Origin of the sequence: Leclercia sp. M-A074-M (genome assembly GCF_965195605.1) — a bacterium.
Classification (GTDB): domain Bacteria; phylum Pseudomonadota; class Gammaproteobacteria; order Enterobacterales; family Enterobacteriaceae; genus Enterobacter.
In genome coordinates this window covers 413142-436177 of sequence record NZ_CBDAHM010000001.1, presented here as the reverse complement: position 1 = coordinate 436177, position 23036 = coordinate 413142, and the positions used below count along the sequence as shown (strand labels likewise).

Genomic DNA, 23036 nt, shown 5'->3' with positions numbered 1-23036 from the left:
ATCCATAAAAAAATTAAACAGGCATAATAATGTTAAACGTATACTGTAAAAATAATCGACCGAAAAAGGCGATTGACGCCCTTGTTGCCGCTACGGCGGATTATCCTGAAAAAACATTAAAAAAATGGCAGAAAATTATTACCGCCGATTCACAATATGTTCATGTGATGGTCAGCGGTGAAATCGAAATTCGTCGTAACTCTGACGAGTTAAGTATGTTTACCATGCGTCAGGCCGGATTTTTAGGCATCTCAGCCATCTATAACACCGCCTCCCGCATGTACGGTCTGGTACGCGATACCACCATCATTCGCACCATCAGACGTGATGAGTTCGAACGTCTTATTAGCGAGAAAAACCTTTGGCCAGAATTCAGCCAGTACTTGATCTGGTATATCGACATACTGAGCAAGCGCGATGATATTCTGGTAGCCCGCAGCGCTTATTCTATAGTCCGGGAATTCCTCCTCGAAATTAATGACCTGATTGTTCATCAGAATCGTGATATTAACGTATATGACTATATTCAGGAATACACCAGCCTGGCGCGCAGCACCATTATTAAAATTCTCTCAGACCTGAAAAAAGGTCATTACATTGTGGTTGAAAAAGGCAAATTAATAAATATCACCAGCCTGCCTGAACGCTACTGATAACCATTACGAATATCTCCATGGGTTAACGCCTGTGGAGATTTTTTTCGCATCGATGCATCTATTTTTTCTGTTTTTAACGCTGCCGTCTCATTTATCACCCGATTCGTCGTCTCAGAATCATATTGCGTCTCATCAACCGGCGCATCCGGTATCTTTCCCTGCAAATAATCTTGCTGCTGCTCTTTCAGCGCCTGCATAAACCGTTCTTTTAGTGAATCGGCATCTGTTTCTTGCCGGGCGGTATGCGTATCGGGCAACGGTTCACTGGAAATGTCATTGTCCGGAGCCTGCTGCCAGTCTAATGACTTATCCATCATCAACGGATCGTCTGACGGTAGCGGTGGTGCGGCATACTCCGCAGCTTTTGGTTTCGGTTCCGGGAACGGTTTTGAGACATAAACATAATGCATCTCCGAAAGCTGCGTATCCGGTTGCGCCACGCTCACCGGTTTGGGGATCGGCGCCGGATGTCGAAGATTCCAGTAGAGATGGGCGTACAGCCCGGCAATCAAAATGGCCCCCACGCAGCATAAGCAGGCCAGGGTTCGGAAGGCGATTTTATGCAACGCGGGAAGGCGGTAAGAGAACCAGACCGCCTCGCCGGTATTAAAGCTGCGCTGGGCAGCGAGGCATATAGTAGACATTAGTGCGTTTTTCCTTGCGCCAGAACATGCGGTGCGGTGTCAGCGACCGGGGAGAGAACCGTCGGAATAGTGTTATTAGCCCGCATTAGCTGCATCAGCGTCTCTTCCCCCGGCATACCGTCAACGTTCAGCCTTGCCTGGGCCTGAAATTCGCGGGTGCGCTGCACCAGCGTCTGCGTCCAGGTGTGAGCATGGGTTTCGGGTTCATGCAGCGCCTGGCTGAGTTGTGTATCAATCCAGGCCAGATCCTGGCGGCTGCTGGCGGCGCCGACCATATCTTGTCCTGCCGGGGTCAGACGGTGCAATAACGTGTAATTCCCGGTGGCGTGGGCGTTAAACCAGCTGCGCTTCACCTGCCAGGTGCGATTATTCAGCAGCAGATCCAGCGAGTTTGCCCCAACGCGGGCTACCACCGCATAGTTCAGGTGATCGCCGGTTTTCAGTTCACTCACCCACGGATAGCCCTCTTTTTCCAGCGCCTGCAGCGAGGCGTTGCCCTGTTTACAGATGAGATTCACCCGGGCGGCATTCTGGCAAAGCGCCTCGTCCGTTGAGGGATCGTACCCCCACATGGTGTAGAGCTGATGCATGGCGTCCGGCGCATTCACCACCTCTTTATCAAGGGTCGGCAGAACCGGCGCCTGCGGTGTGCGGACTGTCTGTTTCCAGCTTGCCGGAACAGGCAGCGGCACGGGGAGTTTCGCTGTGATGGCGCCCGAGAAATACCATCCGCAGGCGGCAAACAGCACGCTGGCGAACAGGCCGACCGTCGCCAGGGTTTTGCGATGGGTGTTGCGCGGCAGCACTTCACCCGCCGCCAGACGTAAATGGCGTGGCCCCACGCCGGGCGCCCGTTCGGTCCAGGCCGCCAGTAGCGACAGGTGCGCCAGCGCGTTCAGCTGGCTCACCGATCCTCTGGTCAGGGCGTGCATCCGGCGTATGCGGGCAGGGGTAAAGGGAGACGTTTCCGCCCCATGCTCCTGCGATTGCGCCTCAACATAGCGCATCACTTCGCGACAGGTGAGCGGGCGCAGGGTATGGCGGGTATGCACCCGGGACGCCAGCCCAGAGTGCTTCATCAGACGCGCATCCTGATCAGGGGTACCGGTCAGGACCAGCGTCAACGACAGATCGCACTCCTGCGCCCGGGAGAGCAGCATGCCCAGCGCCTCCCAGCCGTTATCGCGCATCGCCTGAACGGCGGAGAGGGTCACGACCATGCCACTCGTTTTGCTGGCTGGGTATTTTTCGTGCCACTGGCGCAGTACCGCGTCAACAGCCTGAATTTTGTTGCTGGCCTCTTTGGTCTGGGCGCTGAGTTTATACAGCAGCCCCTTCGCGCTCAGCTTTGGAAAAACGTTAACGGCAACCCCGGCGGAGGCGTTCGCCAGTAGGTGTCCGGTGAAGGTGTTGAGCAGTGCCTCGTCATCGCCAAACAGCGCCACAATCCCGGGCACGGTTGATTTCTCTGCCAGCATGCCGAAGACATCCTGATGATAGGCCGCAAAGAAACTGCCGCAGGGGCGGGCTGCGCTCCTGAAGGGGGGGCGGGTAAATTTAAAATGGCTGAGGAACATAACGCTTCACCGATCTATTTCATTGACCAAATGTCACCCGGGAAAGTAAGGGAAGCGCGGTAAAGGGTCAATTTTGCGTGAGGAGAAAAATAACCTGCGTCGACTGACTAACATCGGTTAATTATCTGGTCAATATTTTTCTGTATTAAAGTTAGCGGCAAACCCGATGGAGCGGGAGGCACATCATTATTACTATTTCAGAGTTTTCAGGTGCAGCGCCAGGCTGCTAACTTCTGCATTGACTAAAAGGTCACTATTAAAAATGAAAATGCAGCTCTATTCCCGGTTTATTGCGCCATGCGTAATGTTTGTTCTGCTGATATTTAGCGGCCAGCAGGGATATGTCGTATTTAAAGCGTATAAAAAGGCGGCCAATTCCGACCCGAATAAGGCACCCGCGCTTTCCCGCATGCGACAGTCAGAGCAGGACTTTGCCCTTTTCCAGCCAGCGGTTAACCAACCCGTGGCACAGCAGGCGGCAAAAAAGAGCATTTCTGCCGAGGTGGACGGCATCATCAACAGCGACGAAGCGTGGCTCTCCTTCGCCGTTATCAAAACGCCTGTCGGGCAGAAGAGTCTGCGTGAAGGCGACCCGCTGCCCGGTTACAACGATGCCTACATCGATGAAATTAATCCCGATAACGTGGTGGTGAGTTACGAGGGCGAGCGGCAGGTGCTGGCGTTAAAACGCCCTGACTATTTCAAAGGCGACATCAATTCTTCGCCCGCACTGAAGCCTAAAGGCGATGCCGGGGCGGATAATGTCCATCTTGACGATTATCTGGTGCTGAAACCCTATATCGAAAAAGGGCAGCTCGAAGGCTATCAAATCAAGCCCAAAAATGCCTCTTCCTTTTTTAGCGCGAGCGGGCTGGAAAAGGGGGATGTGGTAGTGAAAGTGAATTCCGTCGATATGACGCGAGCGGAGCAGGCAAAAAGTATTATTGCCAGCTGGTCGAAAATGAGAGAAGCGGAAGTCGTAGTCAGACGCCACGCTCACCTTGAAAATATTCGGGTTAATGTATTAACCAATTAACAAGTGTAATGAGATGAAGAAATTTCCCCGGGCATGTCTCGCGCTGACTGCCGCCTCTTTTATTTCCAGTTCGGTGATGGCGGCGAACTTCAGCGCCAGTTTTAAGAACACCGATATTCGTGAATTTATCGATACGGTAGGGCGCAACCTTAATAAAACCATTCTGGTCGATCCCTCCGTGCAGGGCAACGTATCGGTTAAGACCTATAACGTGCTGACGGAAGAGGAATACTATCAGTTCTTCCTGAGCGTGCTGGATCTGTACGGTCTGTCGGTGATCCCGATGGATAACGGCATGGTGAAAGTGGTGCGTTCCACGGTGGCGCGTACCGCGGGCGTGCCGCTGGCGGACAGTCAGCATCCCGGCAAAGGCGATGAGATTATCACTCGCGTGGTGCGGATGGAAAATGTGCCGGTGCGTGAGCTGGCGCCGCTGCTGCGCCAGCTGAACGATGCCTCCGGCATTGGTAACGTGGTCCACTTTGAACCCTCTAACGTGCTGCTGCTGACCGGTAAAGCCTCGGTGGTGAACCGGCTGGTGGATCTGGTCCAGCGGGTCGATCGCTCCGGCATGCAGCGTCGCGAAATCGTACCGCTACGCTATGCCTCAGCCAAAGCGCTCTCCGATATGTTGAACAATCTCAACAACGAAGAGCAAAAAGGGCAGAACGCGCCGCAGCTGGCGACGAAAGTCGTTGCCGATGACGAGACCAACAGCCTGGTGATCAGTGGCTCGGAAGAGGCCCGCGCGCGCACCCGGTCGCTGGTAAGTGAGCTCGATCGGGAGCAGAACAACGAGGGCAATACCCGCGTTTTCTATCTGAAATATGCCAATGCCAGCAAAGTCGTGCCGGTGCTCACCGGCATTGGCGAACAGCTGAAAGACAAAGCGCCAGCGTCAAAAAGCAAAACGGCCTCCGCCAGCAGCGATCTGAATATCACTGCCGACGAGGCCACCAACTCACTGGTGATCACCGCCCAGCCTAACGTGATGAACTCGCTGGAAAAAGTGATCGACAAACTCGACATCCGCCGTCCGCAGGTGCTGGTAGAAGCGATCATTGCCGAAGTGCAGGACGGCAACGGCCTCGACCTTGGCGTGCAGTGGACCGGCAAACATGGCGGCGTGCAGTTTGGTGCCACCGGTCTGCCAATCAGCCAGATCAAGAACGGTACCATGAAAGGGACCAGCTTTACCGGTATGGCGACCGGCTTCTTTAACGGTGATTTTGGCGCGCTGATGACCGCCCTCTCTACTGACGGTAAAAACGACATTCTCTCAACCCCGAGTGTGGTCACCCTGGATAACAAAGAGGCGTCGTTCAACGTGGGTCAGGATGTGCCGGTCCTGTCCGGCTCGCAGACCACCAGCGGCGATAATGTCTTTAACTCGGTGGAGCGTAAGACGGTCGGTACCAAGCTGAAAATTATTCCGCAGATCAACGACGGTGACATCATCCACCTGAAGATTGAGCAGGAAGTTTCCAGCGTGGATGCCAGCGCGACGGAAGATGCCAGCCTCGGTCCAACCTTCAACACCCGTACCATCAATAACGAAGTGATGGTGCACAGTGGGCAGACGGTAGTGCTCGGCGGGTTAATGGAGAACGTCACCAAACAGAATGTCTCGAAAGTGCCGCTGCTGGGGGATCTTCCGCTGGTGGGACAGCTGTTCCGCTACACCTCCCAGGATACCTCGAAACGTAACCTGATGGTCTTTATCCATACCACCGTTCTGCGGGATGACGATAGCTACAGCGCCTCGTCGAAGGAAAAATATGACCAGATCCGCGCGCGCCAGCAGCAGCGCATGGAGGAGAAAAAGCTGGGCATTGTCTCTAACGATGACACAGCGGTGCTACCGGCCTATCCGTCTAAGGGCACTTCCGCCACTGCGGCCCCGCGCAATCCGTTTAAAGGGTAAGGGGGCGGGAGATGGATGAACTCACCAATGCCTTATGCACCAGCAGCTTTGCCAAGGATAACGGCGTCCTCTTTTATCAGGATCAGGTCTTTGTCCGCGATGACGCCCCGGCCTTTGCTCTGCTGGAGATGCGCCGGGTGCTGGCCCGTTCTTTTACGCCGGTTGTCCTGACGCCAGAGGCGTTTGACGAGATGCTGGCCAAAATCTGGCAGCAGAATAGCGGTGTCTCGCAGCAGCTGGTGGATGACATGGATGCCGATATCGATCTGATGGCGCTGACCGAGGAGATCCCGGATAACGAGGATCTGCTGGATAACGACGAAAACTCGCCGGTGATCCGCCTGATCAACGCCATTCTCGGCGAGGCGGTGAAAGACGGTGCCTCGGATATTCATATCGAAACCTTTGAGCGTACCCTGAGCATCCGCTTTCGCGTCGACGGCGTGCTGCGTCCGGTGCTGCAACCGGCGCGCAAGCTGGCGCCGCTGCTGGTGTCCCGTATCAAGGTGATGTCGAAGCTCGATATCGCCGAAAAACGGCTGCCGCAGGATGGGCGTATTTCGCTGCGTATCGGGCGTAAAGCGATCGACGTGCGTGTTTCCACCATCCCCTCGCAGTACGGCGAGCGGGTAGTGATGCGTCTGCTCGATAAAAGCAATCTCAAGCCGGACATTAACAAGCTGGGTCTAATCGACGAAGAGTTACAGCAGCTGAAGGGATTAATTGGCCGTCCGCATGGCATCATTCTGGTCACCGGCCCGACCGGTTCCGGGAAAAGTACCACCCTGTACGCCATTCTTTCGGCGCTGAACGGCCATGAACGCAACATCCTCACCGTTGAAGATCCCATCGAGTATGAGCTGGAAGGGGTGGGGCAAACCCAGGTTAACCCGCGCGTCGACATGACCTTTGCCCGCGGGCTGCGCGCCATTCTGCGCCAGGACCCGGACGTGGTGATGATCGGTGAAATCCGTGACGGCGAAACCGCGCAGATTGCGGTGCAGGCGTCTCTCACTGGTCACCTGGTGATGTCCACGCTGCACACCAACAGCGCGGCAGGGGCCATCACCCGCCTGCGCGACATGGGCCTGGAGTCATTTTTAATCGGTTCATCCCTGTTGGGGGTCATTGCCCAGCGTCTGGTGTGTCGGCTGTGTGTACACTGCCGGACCACCAGTCCGCTGGACGCCAATGAAAAAGCGCTGTTCAGCTTTATGGAGGCGCCGCCGAAAGCGATCTACCGCGCGGTGGGCTGCGAGCAGTGCCGTCAGAGCGGGTATCAGGGGCGAGCCGGGATCCATGAATTCCTGGTGGTGGACAGCGCGATGCGCCGGGCCATTCACGAAGATAAAGATGAGATGTCCATCGAGACCGAACTCTTCAAACAGGCCTACAGCCTGCGTGAAAACGGCCTGCTGAAGGTGATTTCCGGCGTCACCTCCCTGGAAGAGGTCATGCGCGTCACCGCCGAGCGCGGGGGAGATGAATAATGGCGTGGTATGCGTGGACAGCCACCAGTGCGGCGGGGAAAACCCAGCGCGGCATCCTGCAGGCCGAGGGGCCGAAGCAGGTTCGCCAGACGTTGCGTGAGCAAAAGCTGATGCCGGTGAGCATTACGCCGACCCGCGAACCTGCGACAACCGGTAGCGCGCAGAAGGGGATCAAACTCTCCACCCCGGTGCTGTCGATGTTCACCCGTCAGCTGTCAACTCTGGTGAACGCCGCGCTGCCGCTGGAGAGCGCCCTGAAGGCGATTGCAAAGCAGTCGGAAGATAAAAAGCTGGCGGCGATGGTGACCGGGATCCGCGACAAAGTGGTGGAAGGGCACACGCTGTTTGACGCCTTCAGCCAGTTTCCGCGCACCTTCGACAAACTCTACTGCACCCTGGTGATGGCCGGGGAAAAAACCGGCCATCTCGGGGACGTGCTGGAAAAACTGGCGGAGTACAACGAGCAGCGCCAGAAGATGAAAAGCAAGCTCACCCAGGCGATGGTTTACCCCATCACCCTGACGGTGGTGGCGGTGGCGGTGATCTGCATCCTGCTGGTGGCGGTGGTGCCGCAGGTGATTGAGCAGTTTACCCATATGAAACAGCAACTGCCGATCACCACCCGCACGCTGATCGCGGTGAGTGATTTCCTGCAGGCGTATGGCCTCTATATCGGCGGCGGGCTGGTCACGGCATTTATCGGCTTTAAAAGCTGGCTTAAAAACGCCCGGAACCGCTTTGTCTGGCACCGCTGGCTGGTTAACGCCTCGCCAATCAAAAAACTGGTCTGCGCCATCAACAGCGCGCGCTATATCCGCACCCTCAGTATTTTGCAGGCCAGCAGCGTGCCGCTGCTTGAGGGGATGTATATCGCCATGGACGGGATTGAAAATCTGCACGCCCGCCAGGTGCTGGAACAGGCGGCGGACACCGTGCGCCAGGGAGCCTCGTTATATGCCGCCCTGGAGCAGGCGAGATTATTCCCGCCCACCATGCTGTACATGATTGCCTCCGGCGAAGAGAGCGGCGAGCTGGGTAACCTGATGGATCGCGCGGCCGAAAACCAGGAATCAGCATTACAGCATCGCATCACTTTAACGCTGTCGGTATTTGAACCGGCGCTGGTGGTCTCTATGGCGACCATTGTTCTGTTTATTGTGATGTCAATATTACAACCGCTTCTGCAACTTAATAATATGGTAGGTTAATTATGGCGATGAAACGAAAAAACCTGGCGGGCCAGGCGGGCTTTACTTTGCTCGAATTAATGGTGGTCATTGTTATTCTCGGCGTACTGGCCAGTATGGTGGTGCCGAATTTAATGGGAAATAAAGAGAAAGCGGATATCCAGAAAGCCACCAGCGATATTGTGGCGCTGGAAGGCTCGCTGGATATGTATAAGCTGGATAACCACCGTTATCCCACCACTGAACAGGGCCTGCAGGCGCTGGTCACCAAACCTGAAATCGCGCCAATCCCGAACGGCTACCGCGCCGACGGCTATATTCGCCGCCTGCCGCAGGATCCGTGGGGCAGTGATTACATTCTGGTCAGCCCGGGCGAACATGGCGCCGTTGACGTATTCTCCTCCGGTCCGGACGGCGAAGCCAATACCGCAGACGATATTACCAACTGGTCGCTCGATAAAAAATAATGAACAGGCAACGCGGCTTTACGCTGCTGGAAATTATTCTCGCGCTGGTGATATTCGCCAGCTGCGCCATGATGGTGGTCTCAACAATACCGTCGCGCAACGGCGCGGATATATTTGGTCAGCAATTAAAAGCCGTTGTTGAATATGGTTCCGACCGGGCGGTGATGGACGGAAATATTGTGGGCCTGGTGGTGACGCCGGATAAATATCAGCTGATGACGCTCAATGAAAAAAAGGGTGAACGCCGCTGGGTGCCGTTAGCGCAACGCCGTATCACTACCGGGGGCGACTTCCCTGAAGGGATGCACGTCTCGCTCACCCCGCAGCGTCTGGCCGCCACGCCTGACGCCGAGCCGCAGATCGTCTTTTTGCCGGACGGCGAGATGAGCCGTTTCACCCTGACATTACAGAGTGACGATAAACAACACCATTTCCGCGTGGTGTCGCAGGGCGCGGCACCGGTTACGGTAGAGAACGATGGCTAAACGAAATGCCTCGCAGCGCGGGATGACGCTGCTGGAGGTGATGGTCGCCCTGGTGATCTTCTCCACCGCCGCGCTGGCGTTAATGAACTCTGTCTCCCTGAACGTGCGCTTTACCCACGGTCTGGCGGATACCCTCCAGGCCAGCTGGGTCGCTGAGAATCTGCTCGCCGAAGCGCAGCTGACCAAGAGTGACTTCCCGGATGCAGGGCAGAAGGGGACGGAACTGATGGGCGGGCGCAACTGGAACTGGCGGATGCAGCGGGTGAAGGTTGCCGATAAGCGCTGGGCGGATGAGATCCTGGTCTATGCCGAAGGGGATGAGAGCCAGCCGGTGGTAGCGATGCGGGTACTGCCTCCGGGAGAGAAAAAATGAAGAAACGGCAAAGCCAGCGCGGCTTTACGCTGCTGGAGATCATGATTGCGCTGACCATCTTTGCGGTGATCAGCACCCTCGCCTGGCAGATCCTCGACGGCGCGATGCGTACCAGCAATGCCACCGATCGCAACGCGTCCAGGCTCAATCAGATCCAGCGCGCCTGGAGCCTGCTGGAGCGTGATTTTTTTCAGCAGCAGGCCCGGGCACCGCGCAATGAACCCGACGTTTTTCGCCAGGATGATAACGCCATCGAACTGACCACCCTCAACGGGGTGAGCGGGCATGTTCAGCTGGAGCGGGTGCGCTGGCGGTTTGAGGATCACCGGCTGTGGCGCGATGTCTGGCCGACCATCGACAGCCCGGCAGGCGTAAAACCCGAAGCGGTGCCGATTGTCTCTGAGGTGAAATCCGCCCAGTGGCGATTTTTCAGCGGTTCATGGCAGAAGCCCTGGCGTGAGAGCGGGCATCAGCCAGACGGGGTCGAGTTGACCCTGACCATGGAGAGCGGCGACACCTGGCGCTGGGTCTTTACCACCCCAGGCGACATGCCGCAGCCGCAGATCGCCGTGAAAACGGCTGAAAAGCCCGAAGAGGCGAAGCCTGCGTCCGCTCCTGAACAAGCGCCAGCAACGGTACCGGAAAGTCAGCCATGAACAAAATGAATCAAAGCCAGCAGCGGGGCGTTGCGCTGCTGGTGGTGCTAATCCTGCTGGTGATGATGTCGGCCCTGGCGGCCAGAATCAGCCAACAGTTCAGCCGTAATTTACAGAAAACCCACTACCAGGTGAGCCAGCAGCAGCTGCGCTGGGCGATACAGCGCCAGGAGCAGGCGGTGAAGCAGCTGTTGCAGACCGCCGCCAGCGGCGAGAATCCGCTGGAGCCGGACGGTGAGTGGCATCAACCCCTTGAGACACAGGGGGAGTTTTACACGGTGGTGAGCCAGGTTGAGGACGCGCAGGACTGCTTTAACGTCAATAATCTGCTCACCGTGGAGCAGGCGGCAAAGGATCAGGCCACGTCAGCCATACCGGAGAAGTCCCGTAAGCAGCAGACGGTTGAACAACTGCTGGCCGACGCGGGTCTGGATCAGATCACCGCTGAGCAGGTCTATCAACAGCTGGTGGATTACCTGGACGGCGACAGCACCACGGCGAAAGGGGCCGCGGAGAGTGATGCCTGGGCAGGTGTGCAGCCCGCGCGGCTTCCGGCCAACCAGATGATGCGCAACATCAGCGAAATCAGGCTGCTGCCCGCGTTTCCGGCATCGGCCTATGCCAAAGTCAGCGCGCTACTGTGCGCCCTGCCGGATGCCAGCAGCAAGATCAACGTCAATACCCTCAAGCCTGAACAGGCAAAACTGCTGGCGGCGCTGTTTGCGGGAAAACTGACGGAGGATGACGCCGCCCGGCTGCTCGCGTCACGCCCGGAAGCGGGATGGGAAAACGTGGAGGCCTTCAGCAAGGCGCTGGAGCAAAATTTTCCCCAGCTGAAAGACGAGTTAACTCAGGTGGCTGAACAGGTAGCCGTCAACAGTCGCTACTTCCGGGTGAACTACACCGGCAACACCGATGATTTAACGCTGCGCGTGGTCAGTCAGCTTCAGGTTAACAGTGAAGCGGGCGAGATCGTAACCTGGCAGCGCCGTTACCGAATGATTGAATAATAAAAGCCGATACCGATGAAAAAGATACTTTTTGTACGTCCCGACAGCCGCGAGGACGGGACCATTGCATGGTGCGAATCCGGGAGCCAGCAGGTCAATACGCTCCACGGCATGGCGGCCCTGTCGACGCTTGCGGACCATCCGCTGGCGTCGCGCATCTGTCTGCTGTTACCCGCCGGTGAGACGATCTTCCGCCACTTCTCCCTGCCAAAGAAAGGGCTCAGCGCCCAGGCGACGCCATTCTCGTGGATGGCCGAGGAGACGCTGATCGGTGACGTCGACGACCTGCACTGGACGGTATTGAGCAAAAAAGGAGAGGAAGTGGATGCTGTCGCCATTGAGGGTCGGCGCTTGCGCAACTGGCTCACCCGCTTTGAGCAGGCCGGGCTGAAGGTCGTTCAGGCCCTGCCTGACGCCTGGCTGCTGCCGGTCGTGGAAGGAGGAAGCACGCTGGTTGCGCTGGATGAGAGCTACTGGCTGCGCTTTTCACCGGCCAGCGCCTGTGAAGCCGACGCCTCGCTGCTGCCGCTGCTGATGGCGAAATCTCAGCCGGGGATGGTGCGCTGCTATGGCGAGGCGCCTGCCGGAATTGCGGTGGATGAATCCTTACCCTGGCAGCACCCGTTAGTGCTGATCCAGCCGCAGTGGCAGAACTGCCGGGCCAATGTGCTGCACGGCGAGTTTCATCCCCGCGGCGCCCAGGGCGGTGCCTCCAAAGGCATGAAAGGGGCAATGGTTGCGCTGGCGCTGCTCAGCGTCGGATTGCTGCTGGGGCCGAGACTGGCGATGGCCCTGCTGCTGGTGCACCAGGAAAACCAGCTGCAACAGGAGATCGCCACGGTCTATCAGTATCATTTCCCCAGCCTTCGCCAGCAAAGCAATATTAAGTATCACTTTGGTCAGAACCTGAAGAAGGTTAACAAAGGCGTCTTTCTGCAAATGGCGGATCTGAACAAAGCGAAGCAGGCGGTTCCGGGTATAGAAATTAACCTGCTGGATTATGACGGTTCGCAAAACCGCTGGACGCTCAGCGCCAGCAGCCAGAACAGCGCATCGCTGCAGGCGTTCATTCAGCAGAGCAGTGCGGATTTCAACTTTTCGCTGCAGCCGGTTTCAACGGTCGCGCCCTTTACCGCCATGATCACGGGGAAACACAAATGAAAGAGCGTGTCGCACAGCTTAAAGCGCGGTATCAGAATTACTCTGCCCGTGAAAAGGTGCTGATGAAATTCTGCGCCGCGGCGCTGGGCTGCGCCGTCGTCTATTACGGCGGCATGGTTCCGCTGGATAATATGATTAAAAATAGCCAGTCAACGCTGAAGCGCCAGAGAGATACCCTTAACTGGATGCGTAGCGAAATCGATAAAAACCATCTCCAGGTGCAGCAATTAACAACCGACAATCCGCGTAGCGTGGTGGAAAACAGCGCAAAGCAAATAAAGCTGCCGCTAAATGATGTGCGTCAGGAGGGGCAGACGTTATCGTTTATTGTGCCCCGGATGGAGATCAATGAGCTGAAGAACTGGTTGCGCGAAATTAACGCCACCTCAGGGATCAAACTGGAGAAAATAAAGCTGACTCCTGTCGACCACCAGCGTGACGTCAGGGCAGAGATCCAGCTTAGCTGGAAAAAAACGGCATGACGGCTTTCGTCCTGTTCAGAGAGAGCAGCCCGGGCCTGTTCAGCCTGATGAGCGCCGTTTTTGGCGCAATTATCGGCAGCTTTCTCGGCGTGGTAGCAGAGCGGATCCCGCCGATGCTGCTTGAAGATGAGGCCGGGATTAACTTACTCGTTCCGGGCTCGCACTGCCCGGCATGCCAGCATGATTTAGCCTGGTGGCAAAATATCCCACTGGTAAGCTGGTTGGCGCTACGCGGGCGCTGCCACTACTGCGGCAGCGCTATCCCGTTGCGTTTATGGTTACTTGAAGCCTTTACCTTCCTCTTTTTTGGCACCACCGCCTGGTCTATGCCAGACCTTGCCGGGCTCTTTTCCCTCTGGCTGTTGAGCGCCTTTTTGCTGCCGCTCGCCCTCATCGATGGGCGGCATCTGCTGCTGCCGGACTGCCTGACACAACCGCTGCTGTGGGCCGGGCTGCTGGTCCACCTTATCAGCCCGACGCTGCCCCTGCGCGATGCCATTATCGGCGCCGTGGCGGGCTACCTCTCTCTCTGGCTTGTCTACTGGACGTTTCGCCTGATAACCGGTCGCGAAGGTCTGGGTTACGGTGATTTCAAGCTGCTGGCCGCGCTGGGCGCCTGGTGCGGCTGGCAGGCGCTGCCTGATGTACTGTTACTGGCGTCGTTAACCGGCATTGCCGGACATCTCCTCTTTATTAAAGCGGATCAAAAAGCCGCGCACATTCCTTTTGGCCCGGCACTGGCGGCCGGAGGCGTTATTACCTTTATTTTGCAAAATTATTCACTCATCCCCTAATTAAATCTGTCAATTATATTTTGAGATTTTTTCGACAAGGGAAAGAGGTGAGTAATCATTTTTTTGCTAATACTATCTTCGTTATAAACCGCATGTGACGTTAATTTTATAATTAAGATTAACTGAAAATATTAAAAACATTTTAATTCATTATGTATTTAATTTTTTTTAAATCCATGTTGGTTTTATTTCATGTTTAAGGAAGACATGTTTTTTAAAGTTCACGTAGAGTTATTAGGATATGAAAATGAATTTCTTTAAGCCTAAATACCTGGCGCTTTTTGTTGCAGCGGCAACCAGCCCTGTATTTGCAGCCGTTCCAGGTGTGCCATCATTGACCAGCGGCAACGACAAGTTTGCTATTGTTGAAGTTGACCAGGCCGCGCAGGACTATAACTCTCTGGTAAAAGTTCACGATGGCGCAGACGTTAAAGTTGAGTGGAATGTCTGGAGTGGTGATGCTCCAACCTCGGCAAAAGTGCTGCTGGATGGTAAGGAAGTCTGGTCTGGCGCGAGCGGCGCGACAGGCTCCGCCACCTTTAAGGTGAAAAAAGGAGGCCGTTACCAGGAGCAGGTTCAGGTATGTAATGACAGCGGCTGTAGCACCAGCGCCAGCAAACTGATCATTGTGGCGGATACCGACGGTAGCCACCTGCTGCCATTAAACACCACGCTTCATGAGAACAACAAAGCGTTCGCCAAACATACCGATAAAGTGGTTGCGGCCTATTTCCCTGAGTGGGGCGTATACGACCGTAACTTCACCGTGGATAAAATCCCGGTTGCCAACCTGAACCACATTCTTTACGGCTTCATTCCAATTTGCGGTGGCGATGGCATCAACGACAGCGCTAAATCTTCCGGCGCGCTGGAATCCCTGAAACGCGCCTGTGCTGGCCGTCAGGACTACACCGTCGCCATTCATGACCCGTGGGCTGCGCTGCAAAAACCACAGCAGGGTGTGACCGGCTGGGACGAACCGTACAAAGGTAACTACGGCCAGCTGATGGCGATGAAAAAAGCCAATCCAAACCTGAAGATCCTGCCTTCTGTGGGCGGCTGGACCCTGTCCGATCCCTTCTTCCAGATGGACAACAAAGTGCTGCGCGACCGTTTCGTCGGCTCAGTTAAAGAGTTCCTGAAAACCTGGAAAGTGTTTGATGGCGTGGATATCGACTGGGAATTCCCGGGCGGCGGCGGCGAGAATGCCAAACTGGGCAACCCGCAGACCGACAAAGCCACCTATACCGCACTGATGCACGATCTGCGCGCCATGCTGAACGAGCTGTCTGCTGAGACTGGCCGTACTTACGAGCTGACCACCGCTATCGGCGCCGGTAGAGATAAGATTGAAGATGTCGATTACACCACTGCACAGCAGTACATCGACCATATCTTCCTGATGAGCTACGACTACTACGGCGCATGGAGTAACACCGAACTGGGTCACCAGGCGGCGCTGTACGGTGCTTCCTGGAAACCAGATACCAACTACACCACCGATAACGCCGTGAAAGCGATGCTGGACCAGAAAGTACAGCCGGGCAAAATCGTAGTGGGTGCGGCGATGTACGGTCGCGGCTGGACCGGCGTACACGGCTACACCGGCGACAATCCATTCACCGGCACCGCGACTGGCGCAATTCCGGGTACCTGGGAAGCGGGTATCATTGACTACCGCGTGATTGCCAATCAGATGAAAGGCAAGCCAGGCTGGGAGTACAAATATGACAGCGCGGCAGAAGCGCCTTACCTGTTCAACAAAGCCACCGGCGAGCTGGTGAGCTATGACGACGCCCGTTCGGTTGCGGCGAAAGGCAAGTACGTACTGGACAAAAACCTCGGCGGTCTGTTCGCATGGTCTATTGAATCCGATAACGGCGATATCCTGAACGCCATGAACGAAAGCCTGTTGGGCAACGGTTCCTCTTCTGACGAGCCAGCGAACACCAACCACGCGCCTGTGGCGACCGCTGCTGACCAGACCGTGACCGGTCCGGTGACCGTCACGCTGGATGGTTCTGCTTCTTCCGACCAGGATGGCGATGCGCTGACCTACAAGTGGACGCAGATTTCCGGAACCGCGGTGAATATCGCGAACAGCACCTCTGCGAAAGCCACCTTTAGCGTTCCGGCTGTGACCAGCGACCATACTCTGGCCTTCCGTCTGACCGTGACCGATGCGAAAGGGCTCTCCAGCACCGTGAACGTCCAGGTCGTCAACAAAGCGCCTAAAGCGAACCAGGCTCCGGTGGTTAACCCAATGCAGGCCGTCACCCTGGAAGCGGGTCAGACGCAGTCCCTGCATGTCCAGGCATCCGATCCAGATGGCGATGCGCTGACCTATAGCTGGAGCGTACCGGCAGAGATGAATGCTACCGGTATCAATACCTCAAGCGTGCGCATCACTGCGCCGGAGGTGACCTCCGAGTCCAGCTACTCCCTGAGCGTAGTGGTCGGCGATGGCAAAGAGAGCGTGCACTCAACCGTGCAGGTTAATGTCACGCCAAAAGCGTCTGAGCCAGCCGATGATGTCACGCCGCCTGCGGATGACGTCACGCCACCAGCTGATGAAGACACTCCTCCGTCCGACGAAGGGACAACCGGTAGCTGTGATAAGCCTGTCGATGCCAACGCCAGCAAATATGCTGCGTGGAGCAGCAGCAAGGTCTACAACACTGGCGATACCGTTAGCTTCGACCATCTGGTCTGGAAAGCGAAGTACTGGACTCAGGGCAACCAGCCTGGCTTTGGCGAGGGAGCATGGGAACTGGTCAGCAAAGTGAAGTTCAGCTGGCAACCCGAAATGGTTTATAACGGCGGCGACACGACCACTTATGAAGGTTTCGTTTACCGTGCGAAGTGGTGGACCCGTGGTGATAACCCAGCCAACAGCGATGTATGGGTGAAAGAAGGCGCAGCAGCAGACTGCAAATAATCGTCCTTCTCTGAGATGGCGGGCGCGATCTTTGCCCGCCATCAATGACCGCGCTTCACCGCGCGGTCAGTCCATCAGCGTCGGCCAGGTGAAGAGATGAAACGCGTTATTTTTCTGTTGTTGTTAATCAGTCAGGGGGTATTAGCCAACTGCTGGAATTCTGCCGGGAAATATTACCATGTCGATCCCTGGTTATTATTTGCCATTGCGGACGTGGAGTCCGGCCTCAATCCGAACGCGGTCGGTTATAACCACGACGGCTCCCGGGATGTCGGTCTGATGCAAATAAATAGTACGCATTTTGCTGAGCTGGAAAAAAAGGGCATTGATGAATACCGGTTAATAACGGAGCCCTGCACCTCTATTATGGTTGGCGCTTCTATTCTCTCCGGCATGATTAACGTTTACGGCTATAACTGGGAGGCGGTCGGCGCCTATAACGCGGGACTGAAACCGGAGAATTATCCCCAGCGCAGGATTTACGCCAGAAAAGTCTGGGCGAAATATCAAAGAATAAAACGGATGTCGCAGTACCGATAATCAGTTTTTTTGAAGAATATCTTACGAGTGTTCTTCAGAAAGAAAAGGTTGCTGTCCCGGATTTATTTATTAAAGGGTTAATACATAAATCGAGTTCGTATTGCTTATTATCGTTTTTAAAAGGAACAACGTAGATGAATAAAAGGACATTGCTGAGCATTCTGGTCGCGGGGGCGTGTGTTGCGCCAGTAATGGCACAGGCAAACATGCTCAAGGCGGGAAGCAGTGAACCCTACACGATGAAAGCCAGCGATCTGGCAAAAAAAGAGCAGGCGTTAACGGATTTTCCGCTGATGAAGTCGGTCAAGGCGACAATCCGCACCCTGGATAACGCCCTGGTGGAGCAGATTGAGCCGGGTAAGGCGACCAATCCAGATAACGTGAAGCGTGTTGAAAGCATTCTGAAGGAGAGCGACTGGGAGTATCTGTTCCCGCTGCGCGCCAAAGAGTACAGCTACAGCAACTTCCTGAAAGCGGTGGGTAAATTCCCGGCGCTGTGCGATACCTACACCGATGGCCGCGACAGCCTGGCGATTTGCCGTAAAGAGCTGGCGACCATGTTTGCACACTTCGCGCAGGAGACCGGCGGGCATGAATCCTGGCGTCTGGAAGCCGAATGGCGTCAGGCGCTGGTATACGTTCGCGAAATGGGCTGGAGCGAAGGCCAGAAGGGCGGCTATAACGGCGAATGCAACCCGGATGTCTGGCAGGGACAGACCTGGCCGTGCGGCAAAGACAAAGACGGCGATTTCCTGAGCTACTTTGGCCGCGGTGCCAAGCAGCTCTCCTACAACTATAACTACGGTCCGTTCTCGGAAGCGATGTTTGGTGACGTCCGCACGCTGCTGGACAAACCGGAGCTGGTTGCCGACACCTGGCTGAACCTGGCGAGCGCCATCTTCTTCTTCGCCTACCCGCAACCGCCGAAGCCGAGCATGCTGCAGGTCATCGACGGCACCTGGCAGCCAAACGATCACGACAAAGCTAACGGCCTGGTACCGGGCTTCGGCGTGACCACCCAGATCATTAACGGCGGCGTGGAATGTGGCGGCCCGACGGAAATTGCCCAGTCGGAAAACCGGATCAAATACTACAAAGAGTTCGCCAACTACCTGAAAGTGCCGGTTCCGGAAAATGAAGTCCTGGGCTGTGCCAACATGAAGCAGTTTGATGAAGGCGGCGCCGGTGCCCTGAAAATTTACTGGGAACAGGACTGGGGATGGAGCGCAGATACGCCGGACGGCAAAACCTACGCCTGTCAGCTGGTGGGTTATCAGACGCCATTCAGCGCCTTTAAAGAGGGCGATTACACCAAGTGCGTGCAGAAGTTCTTTAACGTGAATATCGTCAATGACGATGGCTCTGCGGTTAACCCGAGCGATAATACGCCTGCGGACAATACCCCGGCAGACAATACGCCAGCGGATAATACTCCGGCTGATAACACCCCGGCTGACAATACGCCAGCAGATGAGACGCCAGCTGTGACTAACCATGCGCCGGTTGCGGTCATTTCCGGCCCGGTTGGGGCGGTTGACGCGGGTGCCCAGGTCTCCCTGAGCGCGGAAGGCTCCACTGACGAAGATGGCAACAAACTGACCTACACCTGGCGTTCCCAGGACGGCCAGACCGTCTCCGGTGAAGACAAGGCGGTAGTGACCTTTACTGCGCCTGAGGCGGCAACGGCTCAGCAGATTGAAGTGAGCCTGACCGTCAGCGATGGCGAGCTGAGCGACACCACGACTTACCTGCTGAACGTGAAAGCGAAAGCGCAGATCCCGTCAGGTGACGAAGGCTCAGACACTTACGCGGCGTGGAGCGCCAACAACAAGTACAACGCAGGGGATATCGTGAACAACCACGGTAAACTCTTCCAGTGCAAGCCGTTCCCGTACAGCGGCTGGTGTAACAGCACCCCGGCTTACTATGAACCAGGCGTAGGCCTGGCATGGGCAGACGCCTGGACCGCGCTTTAATAGCAAAACGGCAACCTCAGGGTTGCCGTTTTTTTCTCTGCCGCGCGCCGGGCTGTTAGCGATGTAACTTCCCGTGATCCCGCAGCCAGGCCGCGGTGCGCACAATCCCCTCATCCAGCGTCACCAGCGGCTTATAGCCCAGCTCGCTCTCAGCGCGTTGCGTATCGAGGGTAAAATCAAAGTTCAGTTTCGACACCCCGTAGTGCGTCAGCATCGGCTCTTTGGCAGCCTTATTGCCCAGCCGCTCCATGCTGCGGGCAATAATATCCAGCATCGGGTAGGGCACGGAGCGGATCCGGCAGTGAATGTTCAGCTCGTCGATCAGCTTTTGCACAATGCTGCGCAGCGAGCGTGGCTCGCCGTTGGTGATGTTGTATGCCCGGCCGGATGGCAGCCCGTCGCACTCACGCTGGCTGGCCAGCCACATGGCATGAATGGCATTGTCGTAATAGGTCATGTCCACCAGCGCATCCCCGCCGCGCGGCAACAACACGCTGCCGTAGTGGTGCATCATCTGCGCCAGGCGCGGAATAAACACTTTGTCGTGCGGGCCAAACAGGCTCTGCGGACGCAAAATGGTAAAACGGGTATGCGGGTTAGACTGCGCCAGCAGATCGATTACCTCTTCGCTGGCGGCTTTACTGCGGGCAAATTCGCAGGCGAAGCGCGCCGGACGGAAATCTTCCTGGATATCGCGATGGTGGTGATAGTCGAAATAGAGCGACGGCGAGGAGATATGCACGAAGTTGCGCACGCCCCAGGCCACAGCCCACTCACCCAGACGGCGGGTGGCGCGCACGTTTGCCAGGTCGAACGCTTCCTGGGTTCCCCAGGGTGAGGTAAAGCTGGAGCAGTGCCACAGCGTATCGATTCCGGCCAGCATCACTTTTGCCTGGGAAGAGACCAGTTCCGTCAGGTCGGCATGGACAAACTCTGCGCCCATTTTTTGCAGCAATTTACCCATCGCTTCATTACGACCGGTGGCCCGGACGCTGACGCCTTTATTGCGCAAAAACTCCACCGCATTGCGGCCTAAGCCGCTGGTGGCGCCGGTAACCAGTACCTTCATATCGATCCACTGTATTGAAAGAATTTCGTGCGCATTCTTCCGTGAATTACGACTGTATGCAATGGGAAACGTGAAAGATTCAGAGTTTTAATTACTCTTTTTCTCTGTTTTGTTCTGCCAGAAAAACAATACGCCGGGCCATTCCCCGGAAGATAAACAGGTGCGCCGGGATCATCAGCAGCCAGTAGAACAGACCTGGCATGCCGTGCGGATGCCACCAGGCGCGCACGTCCAGCTCCCGGTGGTCGCCTTTGTCCTTGAGCGTAAAGCACAACCGCCCGAGGCCGGGGGCTTTCATGCCAAACAGCAGCGCCAGCTGCTTTTCAGGTTCAACGATAATTACCTTCCAGCTGTCAACGGTATCGCCGGTTTGCAAATATGGCGCGGCCGGACGGCCTTTCGCCAGCTTATGCCCGACGAGCCGATCCATCATCGCCCGGGTTTGCCACAGCGCGTTGCCAAAGAAGTAGCGCTCTTTACCGCCGATCTGGTTCACCACTTCCCACAGGGCGCTGAGGCTGGCGGTGGTTTTCACCGTGCATCCGGCCTGTTTCGGGTAGTAACCATATTCCGGACGCCAGCGGGCGAACGCCTGGGCGTCGTAGCCCCAGTCGCTGGAGTTCACCAGTTTCTCCTCTTCTTTCAGCGTGTTACGAACCGCGTCATCGAAGGGGATCAGCGTTTGCGGGATCAGGTTGCGCAGCGCGCGATCGTCCGCCAGCAGATCGTGTTTCAGACCCTGGATTAACGCTTTGGCAATGGTCGGCGGCACGGAGGTAATCACATTTAAAAACCACACTGAGATCCAGCGGGTCGGGAAAGGAATGGGGATCAGCGGGCGACGACGGCCACTTACCCGCATAAAATGCTCAAACTGCTGCTGATAGCTCAACACCTCGGGTCCGGCGGCCTCCAGCACCCGGTGCTGCGTGGCCGGGTGGTTGAGGAGCTCCACCATATAGTGCAGCAGGTTCTCCAGCGCAATCGGCGTGGTGCGGGAGCGGACCCAGCGCGGCGGGGTCAGCACCGGCAGGTTATAGACCATATCGCGCATCACTTCGAAGGCGGCAGAACCGGCGCCAACGATGATCCCGGCCCGCAGTTCGGTAAGCGGGATCCCGGCGCTGCACAGGATATCGGCGGTAAGTTGCCGGGCACGCAGATGGTCGGACTGCTCATGCGCCGGTGCCTGTAACGAACTGAGAAAGATAATCTGCTTAACCGGGTGTTCCAGCAGCACGTCGCGCACGTTCATCGCCACCTGGCGCTCGTGGGCGATAAAGTCCCCCCCTTCGCCCATGCTGTGTACCAGATAGTAAAGGGTATCCACCCCCTCCAGCAGCGCCGCCAGCGTCTGCGGCCAGTTGAGGTCGATAGCATGGCAGGTGACGTGGGGCAGGGCCTGCTTTTGCAGACGCTCAATGCTGCGTGCCGCAGCCCGGACCTGGTGCCCATGTGCGCTCAGGGCGGCCACCAGATGTTGACCGATATACCCGCTGGCACCCAGCACCAGAATACGTTGCGGCACATGGACTCCTTAGCGCTGCAAAAATGCCTGCCAGTGAGCAACCACTTCTGTCAGCTGCTCGCGGTTAACGTCGAGATGCATCACCAGACGCACCACCGGCGAGGCGTTAATCAGCACGCCGCGCGCCTTCATAAACTCGCCTAATGCTGCGGCGTGTTCCTCTCCGACGCGGACAAAGAGCATGTTGGTGTCGTGACGCATCACGTCGGCGCCGATCTCGCGCAGCTGCGCAGCCATCCACGCGGCGTTGTCGTGATCGTCCTTCAGGCGGGCTACGTTATTTTTCAGGGCGTACAGACCCGCCGCGGCGAGGATCCCGGCCTGGCGCATGCCGCCGCCGGTCATTTTGCGCCAGCGGTTGGCGCGCTTGATGTAGTCGGCGTTGCCCACCAGCAGGGAGCCCACCGGCGTGCCCAGCCCTTTGGAGAGACAAATGGTGAACGAGTCGCAATATTGCGTAATCGCTTTCAGCTCACAGCCATACTCCACCACGGCGTTGAAGATGCGCGCGCCGTCGACGTGCAGCCCCAGTTTACGCTCGCGGGTAAACTCCCACGCCGCTTTCAGGTAGTCGCGCGGCAGCACTTTGCCGTTATGGGTGTTTTCGAGGCTGAGCAGTCTGGTGCGGGCGAAGTGAATGTCGTCGGCTTTGATTTTAGCCGCCACCTTGTCCAGCGGCAGGGTGCCGTCTGCGGCGGCATCGAGCGGCTGGGGCTGAATGCTGCCGAGCACCGCCGCGCCGCCCGCTTCGTACAGATAGTTATGCGCTCCCTGGCCGACGATATACTCTTCGCCGCGCTCGCAGTGGCTGAGCAGCGCCACCAGGTTCGCCTGGGTGCCGGTGGGCAGGAACAGCGCAGCCTCGTGGCCACTCAGTTCGGCGGCATAGCGCTGAAGTTCGTTAACGGTGGGGTCATCGCCATAGACGTCGTCCCCGACCGGCGCGGCCAGCATCTCCTTGAGCATGGCCTGCGTCGGGCGGGTTACGGTATCGCTACGTAAATCAATCATTTCACATCCCTATAATTTAAAAGGTGATGTGA

At 56.7% G+C, this 23036-nt stretch carries 21 protein-coding genes; 16 read left to right on the top strand and 5 right to left on the bottom strand.

The features are described 5' to 3' along the window. The first annotated feature begins 29 nt into the window (after positions 1 to 29). Complete coding sequence (locus tag ACOKCT_RS02165) at positions 30 to 653, top strand: helix-turn-helix domain-containing protein (protein WP_103178873.1); 624 nt, start codon at positions 30 to 32, stop codon at positions 651 to 653. Here ACOKCT_RS02165 and ACOKCT_RS02160 read toward each other — a convergent pair. Both ACOKCT_RS02160 and ACOKCT_RS02155 read right to left on the bottom strand, forming a co-directional pair. Then, positions 647 to 1300, bottom strand: coding sequence for a hypothetical protein (locus ACOKCT_RS02160; RefSeq protein WP_263951062.1), 654 nt, complete (start codon positions 1298 to 1300; stop codon positions 647 to 649). The two genes, ACOKCT_RS02165 and ACOKCT_RS02160, sit on opposite strands and share 7 nt — an antisense overlap. Beyond that, a complete protein-coding gene (locus ACOKCT_RS02155; protein ID WP_420193117.1) occupies positions 1300 to 2877 on the bottom strand; it encodes a peptidoglycan-binding protein in 1578 nt (525 codons plus the stop codon). The genes ACOKCT_RS02160 and ACOKCT_RS02155 overlap by 1 nt, the downstream gene beginning before the upstream one ends. 304 nt (positions 2878 to 3181) lie before the next feature. Between ACOKCT_RS02155 and gspC the strand changes: the two genes are divergently transcribed. The 15 genes from gspC (at position 3182) to ACOKCT_RS02080 (ending at position 19396) form a co-directional block, all read left to right on the top strand. Next, positions 3182 to 3913, top strand: a complete 732-nt coding sequence (gene gspC / locus ACOKCT_RS02150) for a type II secretion system protein GspC (RefSeq protein WP_103181054.1) — start codon at positions 3182 to 3184, stop codon at positions 3911 to 3913. A gap of 13 nt (positions 3914 to 3926) precedes the next feature. After that, complete coding sequence (gene gspD, locus ACOKCT_RS02145) at positions 3927 to 5837, top strand: type II secretion system secretin GspD (RefSeq protein ID WP_420193116.1); 1911 nt, start codon at positions 3927 to 3929, stop codon at positions 5835 to 5837. Positions 5838 to 5848: 11 nt separating this feature from the next. Continuing rightward, entirely contained in the window at positions 5849 to 7327 is a 1479-nt protein-coding gene (gene gspE / locus ACOKCT_RS02140; protein ID WP_420193115.1) for a type II secretion system ATPase GspE, read from the top strand. Continuing rightward, on the top strand, positions 7327 to 8535 hold the full coding sequence (gene gspF / locus ACOKCT_RS02135) for a type II secretion system inner membrane protein GspF (protein ID WP_103178877.1): 1209 nt from the start codon (positions 7327 to 7329) through the stop codon (positions 8533 to 8535). The genes gspE and gspF overlap by 1 nt, the downstream gene beginning before the upstream one ends. A 2-nt stretch (positions 8536 to 8537) precedes the next feature. Beyond that, positions 8538 to 8981, top strand: coding sequence for a type II secretion system major pseudopilin GspG (gene gspG, locus ACOKCT_RS02130; RefSeq protein ID WP_420193114.1), 444 nt, complete (start codon positions 8538 to 8540; stop codon positions 8979 to 8981). Further along, the gene (gene gspH / locus ACOKCT_RS02125) at positions 8981 to 9466 is read left to right on the top strand and encodes a type II secretion system minor pseudopilin GspH (protein ID WP_159339224.1); all 486 of its coding nucleotides are present in this window, start codon (positions 8981 to 8983) and stop codon (positions 9464 to 9466) included. The genes gspG and gspH overlap by 1 nt, the downstream gene beginning before the upstream one ends. Next, complete coding sequence (gspI, locus tag ACOKCT_RS02120; RefSeq protein ID WP_103178880.1) at positions 9459 to 9839, top strand: type II secretion system minor pseudopilin GspI; 381 nt, start codon at positions 9459 to 9461, stop codon at positions 9837 to 9839. The genes gspH and gspI overlap by 8 nt, the downstream gene beginning before the upstream one ends. Beyond that, a complete protein-coding gene (gene gspJ, locus ACOKCT_RS02115; protein ID WP_420193113.1) occupies positions 9836 to 10495 on the top strand; it encodes a type II secretion system minor pseudopilin GspJ in 660 nt (219 codons plus the stop codon). The genes gspI and gspJ overlap by 4 nt, the downstream gene beginning before the upstream one ends. Next, entirely contained in the window at positions 10492 to 11505 is a 1014-nt protein-coding gene (gspK, locus tag ACOKCT_RS02110; RefSeq protein WP_159339221.1) for a type II secretion system minor pseudopilin GspK, read from the top strand. The genes gspJ and gspK overlap by 4 nt, the downstream gene beginning before the upstream one ends. Positions 11506 to 11520: 15 nt before the next feature. Continuing rightward, complete coding sequence (gspL, locus tag ACOKCT_RS02105) at positions 11521 to 12666, top strand: type II secretion system protein GspL (RefSeq protein ID WP_159339220.1); 1146 nt, start codon at positions 11521 to 11523, stop codon at positions 12664 to 12666. Then, positions 12663 to 13148 carry a type II secretion system protein GspM gene (gene gspM, locus ACOKCT_RS02100; RefSeq protein ID WP_156654191.1) on the top strand — a complete coding sequence of 162 codons (486 nt, stop codon included), beginning with the start codon at positions 12663 to 12665 and terminating at the stop codon, positions 13146 to 13148. The genes gspL and gspM overlap by 4 nt, the downstream gene beginning before the upstream one ends. Continuing rightward, positions 13145 to 13942 (top strand): prepilin peptidase, encoded by a 798-nt coding sequence (locus ACOKCT_RS02095; protein WP_103178885.1) that lies wholly within the window; start codon positions 13145 to 13147, stop codon positions 13940 to 13942. Before gspM ends, ACOKCT_RS02095 begins: the two co-directional genes overlap by 4 nt. A 247-nt stretch (positions 13943 to 14189) precedes the next feature. After that, on the top strand, positions 14190 to 16880 hold the full coding sequence (locus tag ACOKCT_RS02090) for a glycosyl hydrolase family 18 protein (RefSeq protein WP_214421781.1): 2691 nt from the start codon (positions 14190 to 14192) through the stop codon (positions 16878 to 16880). A gap of 96 nt (positions 16881 to 16976) precedes the next feature. Further along, positions 16977 to 17420 (top strand): type III secretion system invasion protein IagB, encoded by a 444-nt coding sequence (iagB, locus tag ACOKCT_RS02085; RefSeq protein ID WP_156654193.1) that lies wholly within the window; start codon positions 16977 to 16979, stop codon positions 17418 to 17420. Positions 17421 to 17554: 134 nt separating this feature from the next. Then, entirely contained in the window at positions 17555 to 19396 is a 1842-nt protein-coding gene (locus tag ACOKCT_RS02080) for a glycoside hydrolase family 19 protein (protein ID WP_420193112.1), read from the top strand. 55 nt (positions 19397 to 19451) lie between these two features. Here the strand turns inward: ACOKCT_RS02080 and ACOKCT_RS02075 are convergent, their stop codons facing one another. The 3 genes from ACOKCT_RS02075 to ltaE form a co-directional block, all read right to left on the bottom strand. Continuing rightward, positions 19452 to 20465, bottom strand: a complete 1014-nt coding sequence (locus ACOKCT_RS02075) for an NAD-dependent epimerase/dehydratase family protein (protein ID WP_103178888.1) — start codon at positions 20463 to 20465, stop codon at positions 19452 to 19454. Positions 20466 to 20556: 91 nt separating this feature from the next. Then, entirely contained in the window at positions 20557 to 21993 is a 1437-nt protein-coding gene (locus ACOKCT_RS02070) for an SDR family oxidoreductase (RefSeq protein WP_103178889.1), read from the bottom strand. A gap of 9 nt (positions 21994 to 22002) precedes the next feature. Continuing rightward, positions 22003 to 23004 (bottom strand): low-specificity L-threonine aldolase, encoded by a 1002-nt coding sequence (gene ltaE, locus ACOKCT_RS02065; RefSeq protein ID WP_156654195.1) that lies wholly within the window; start codon positions 23002 to 23004, stop codon positions 22003 to 22005. Positions 23005 to 23036: the final 32 nt, after the last annotated feature.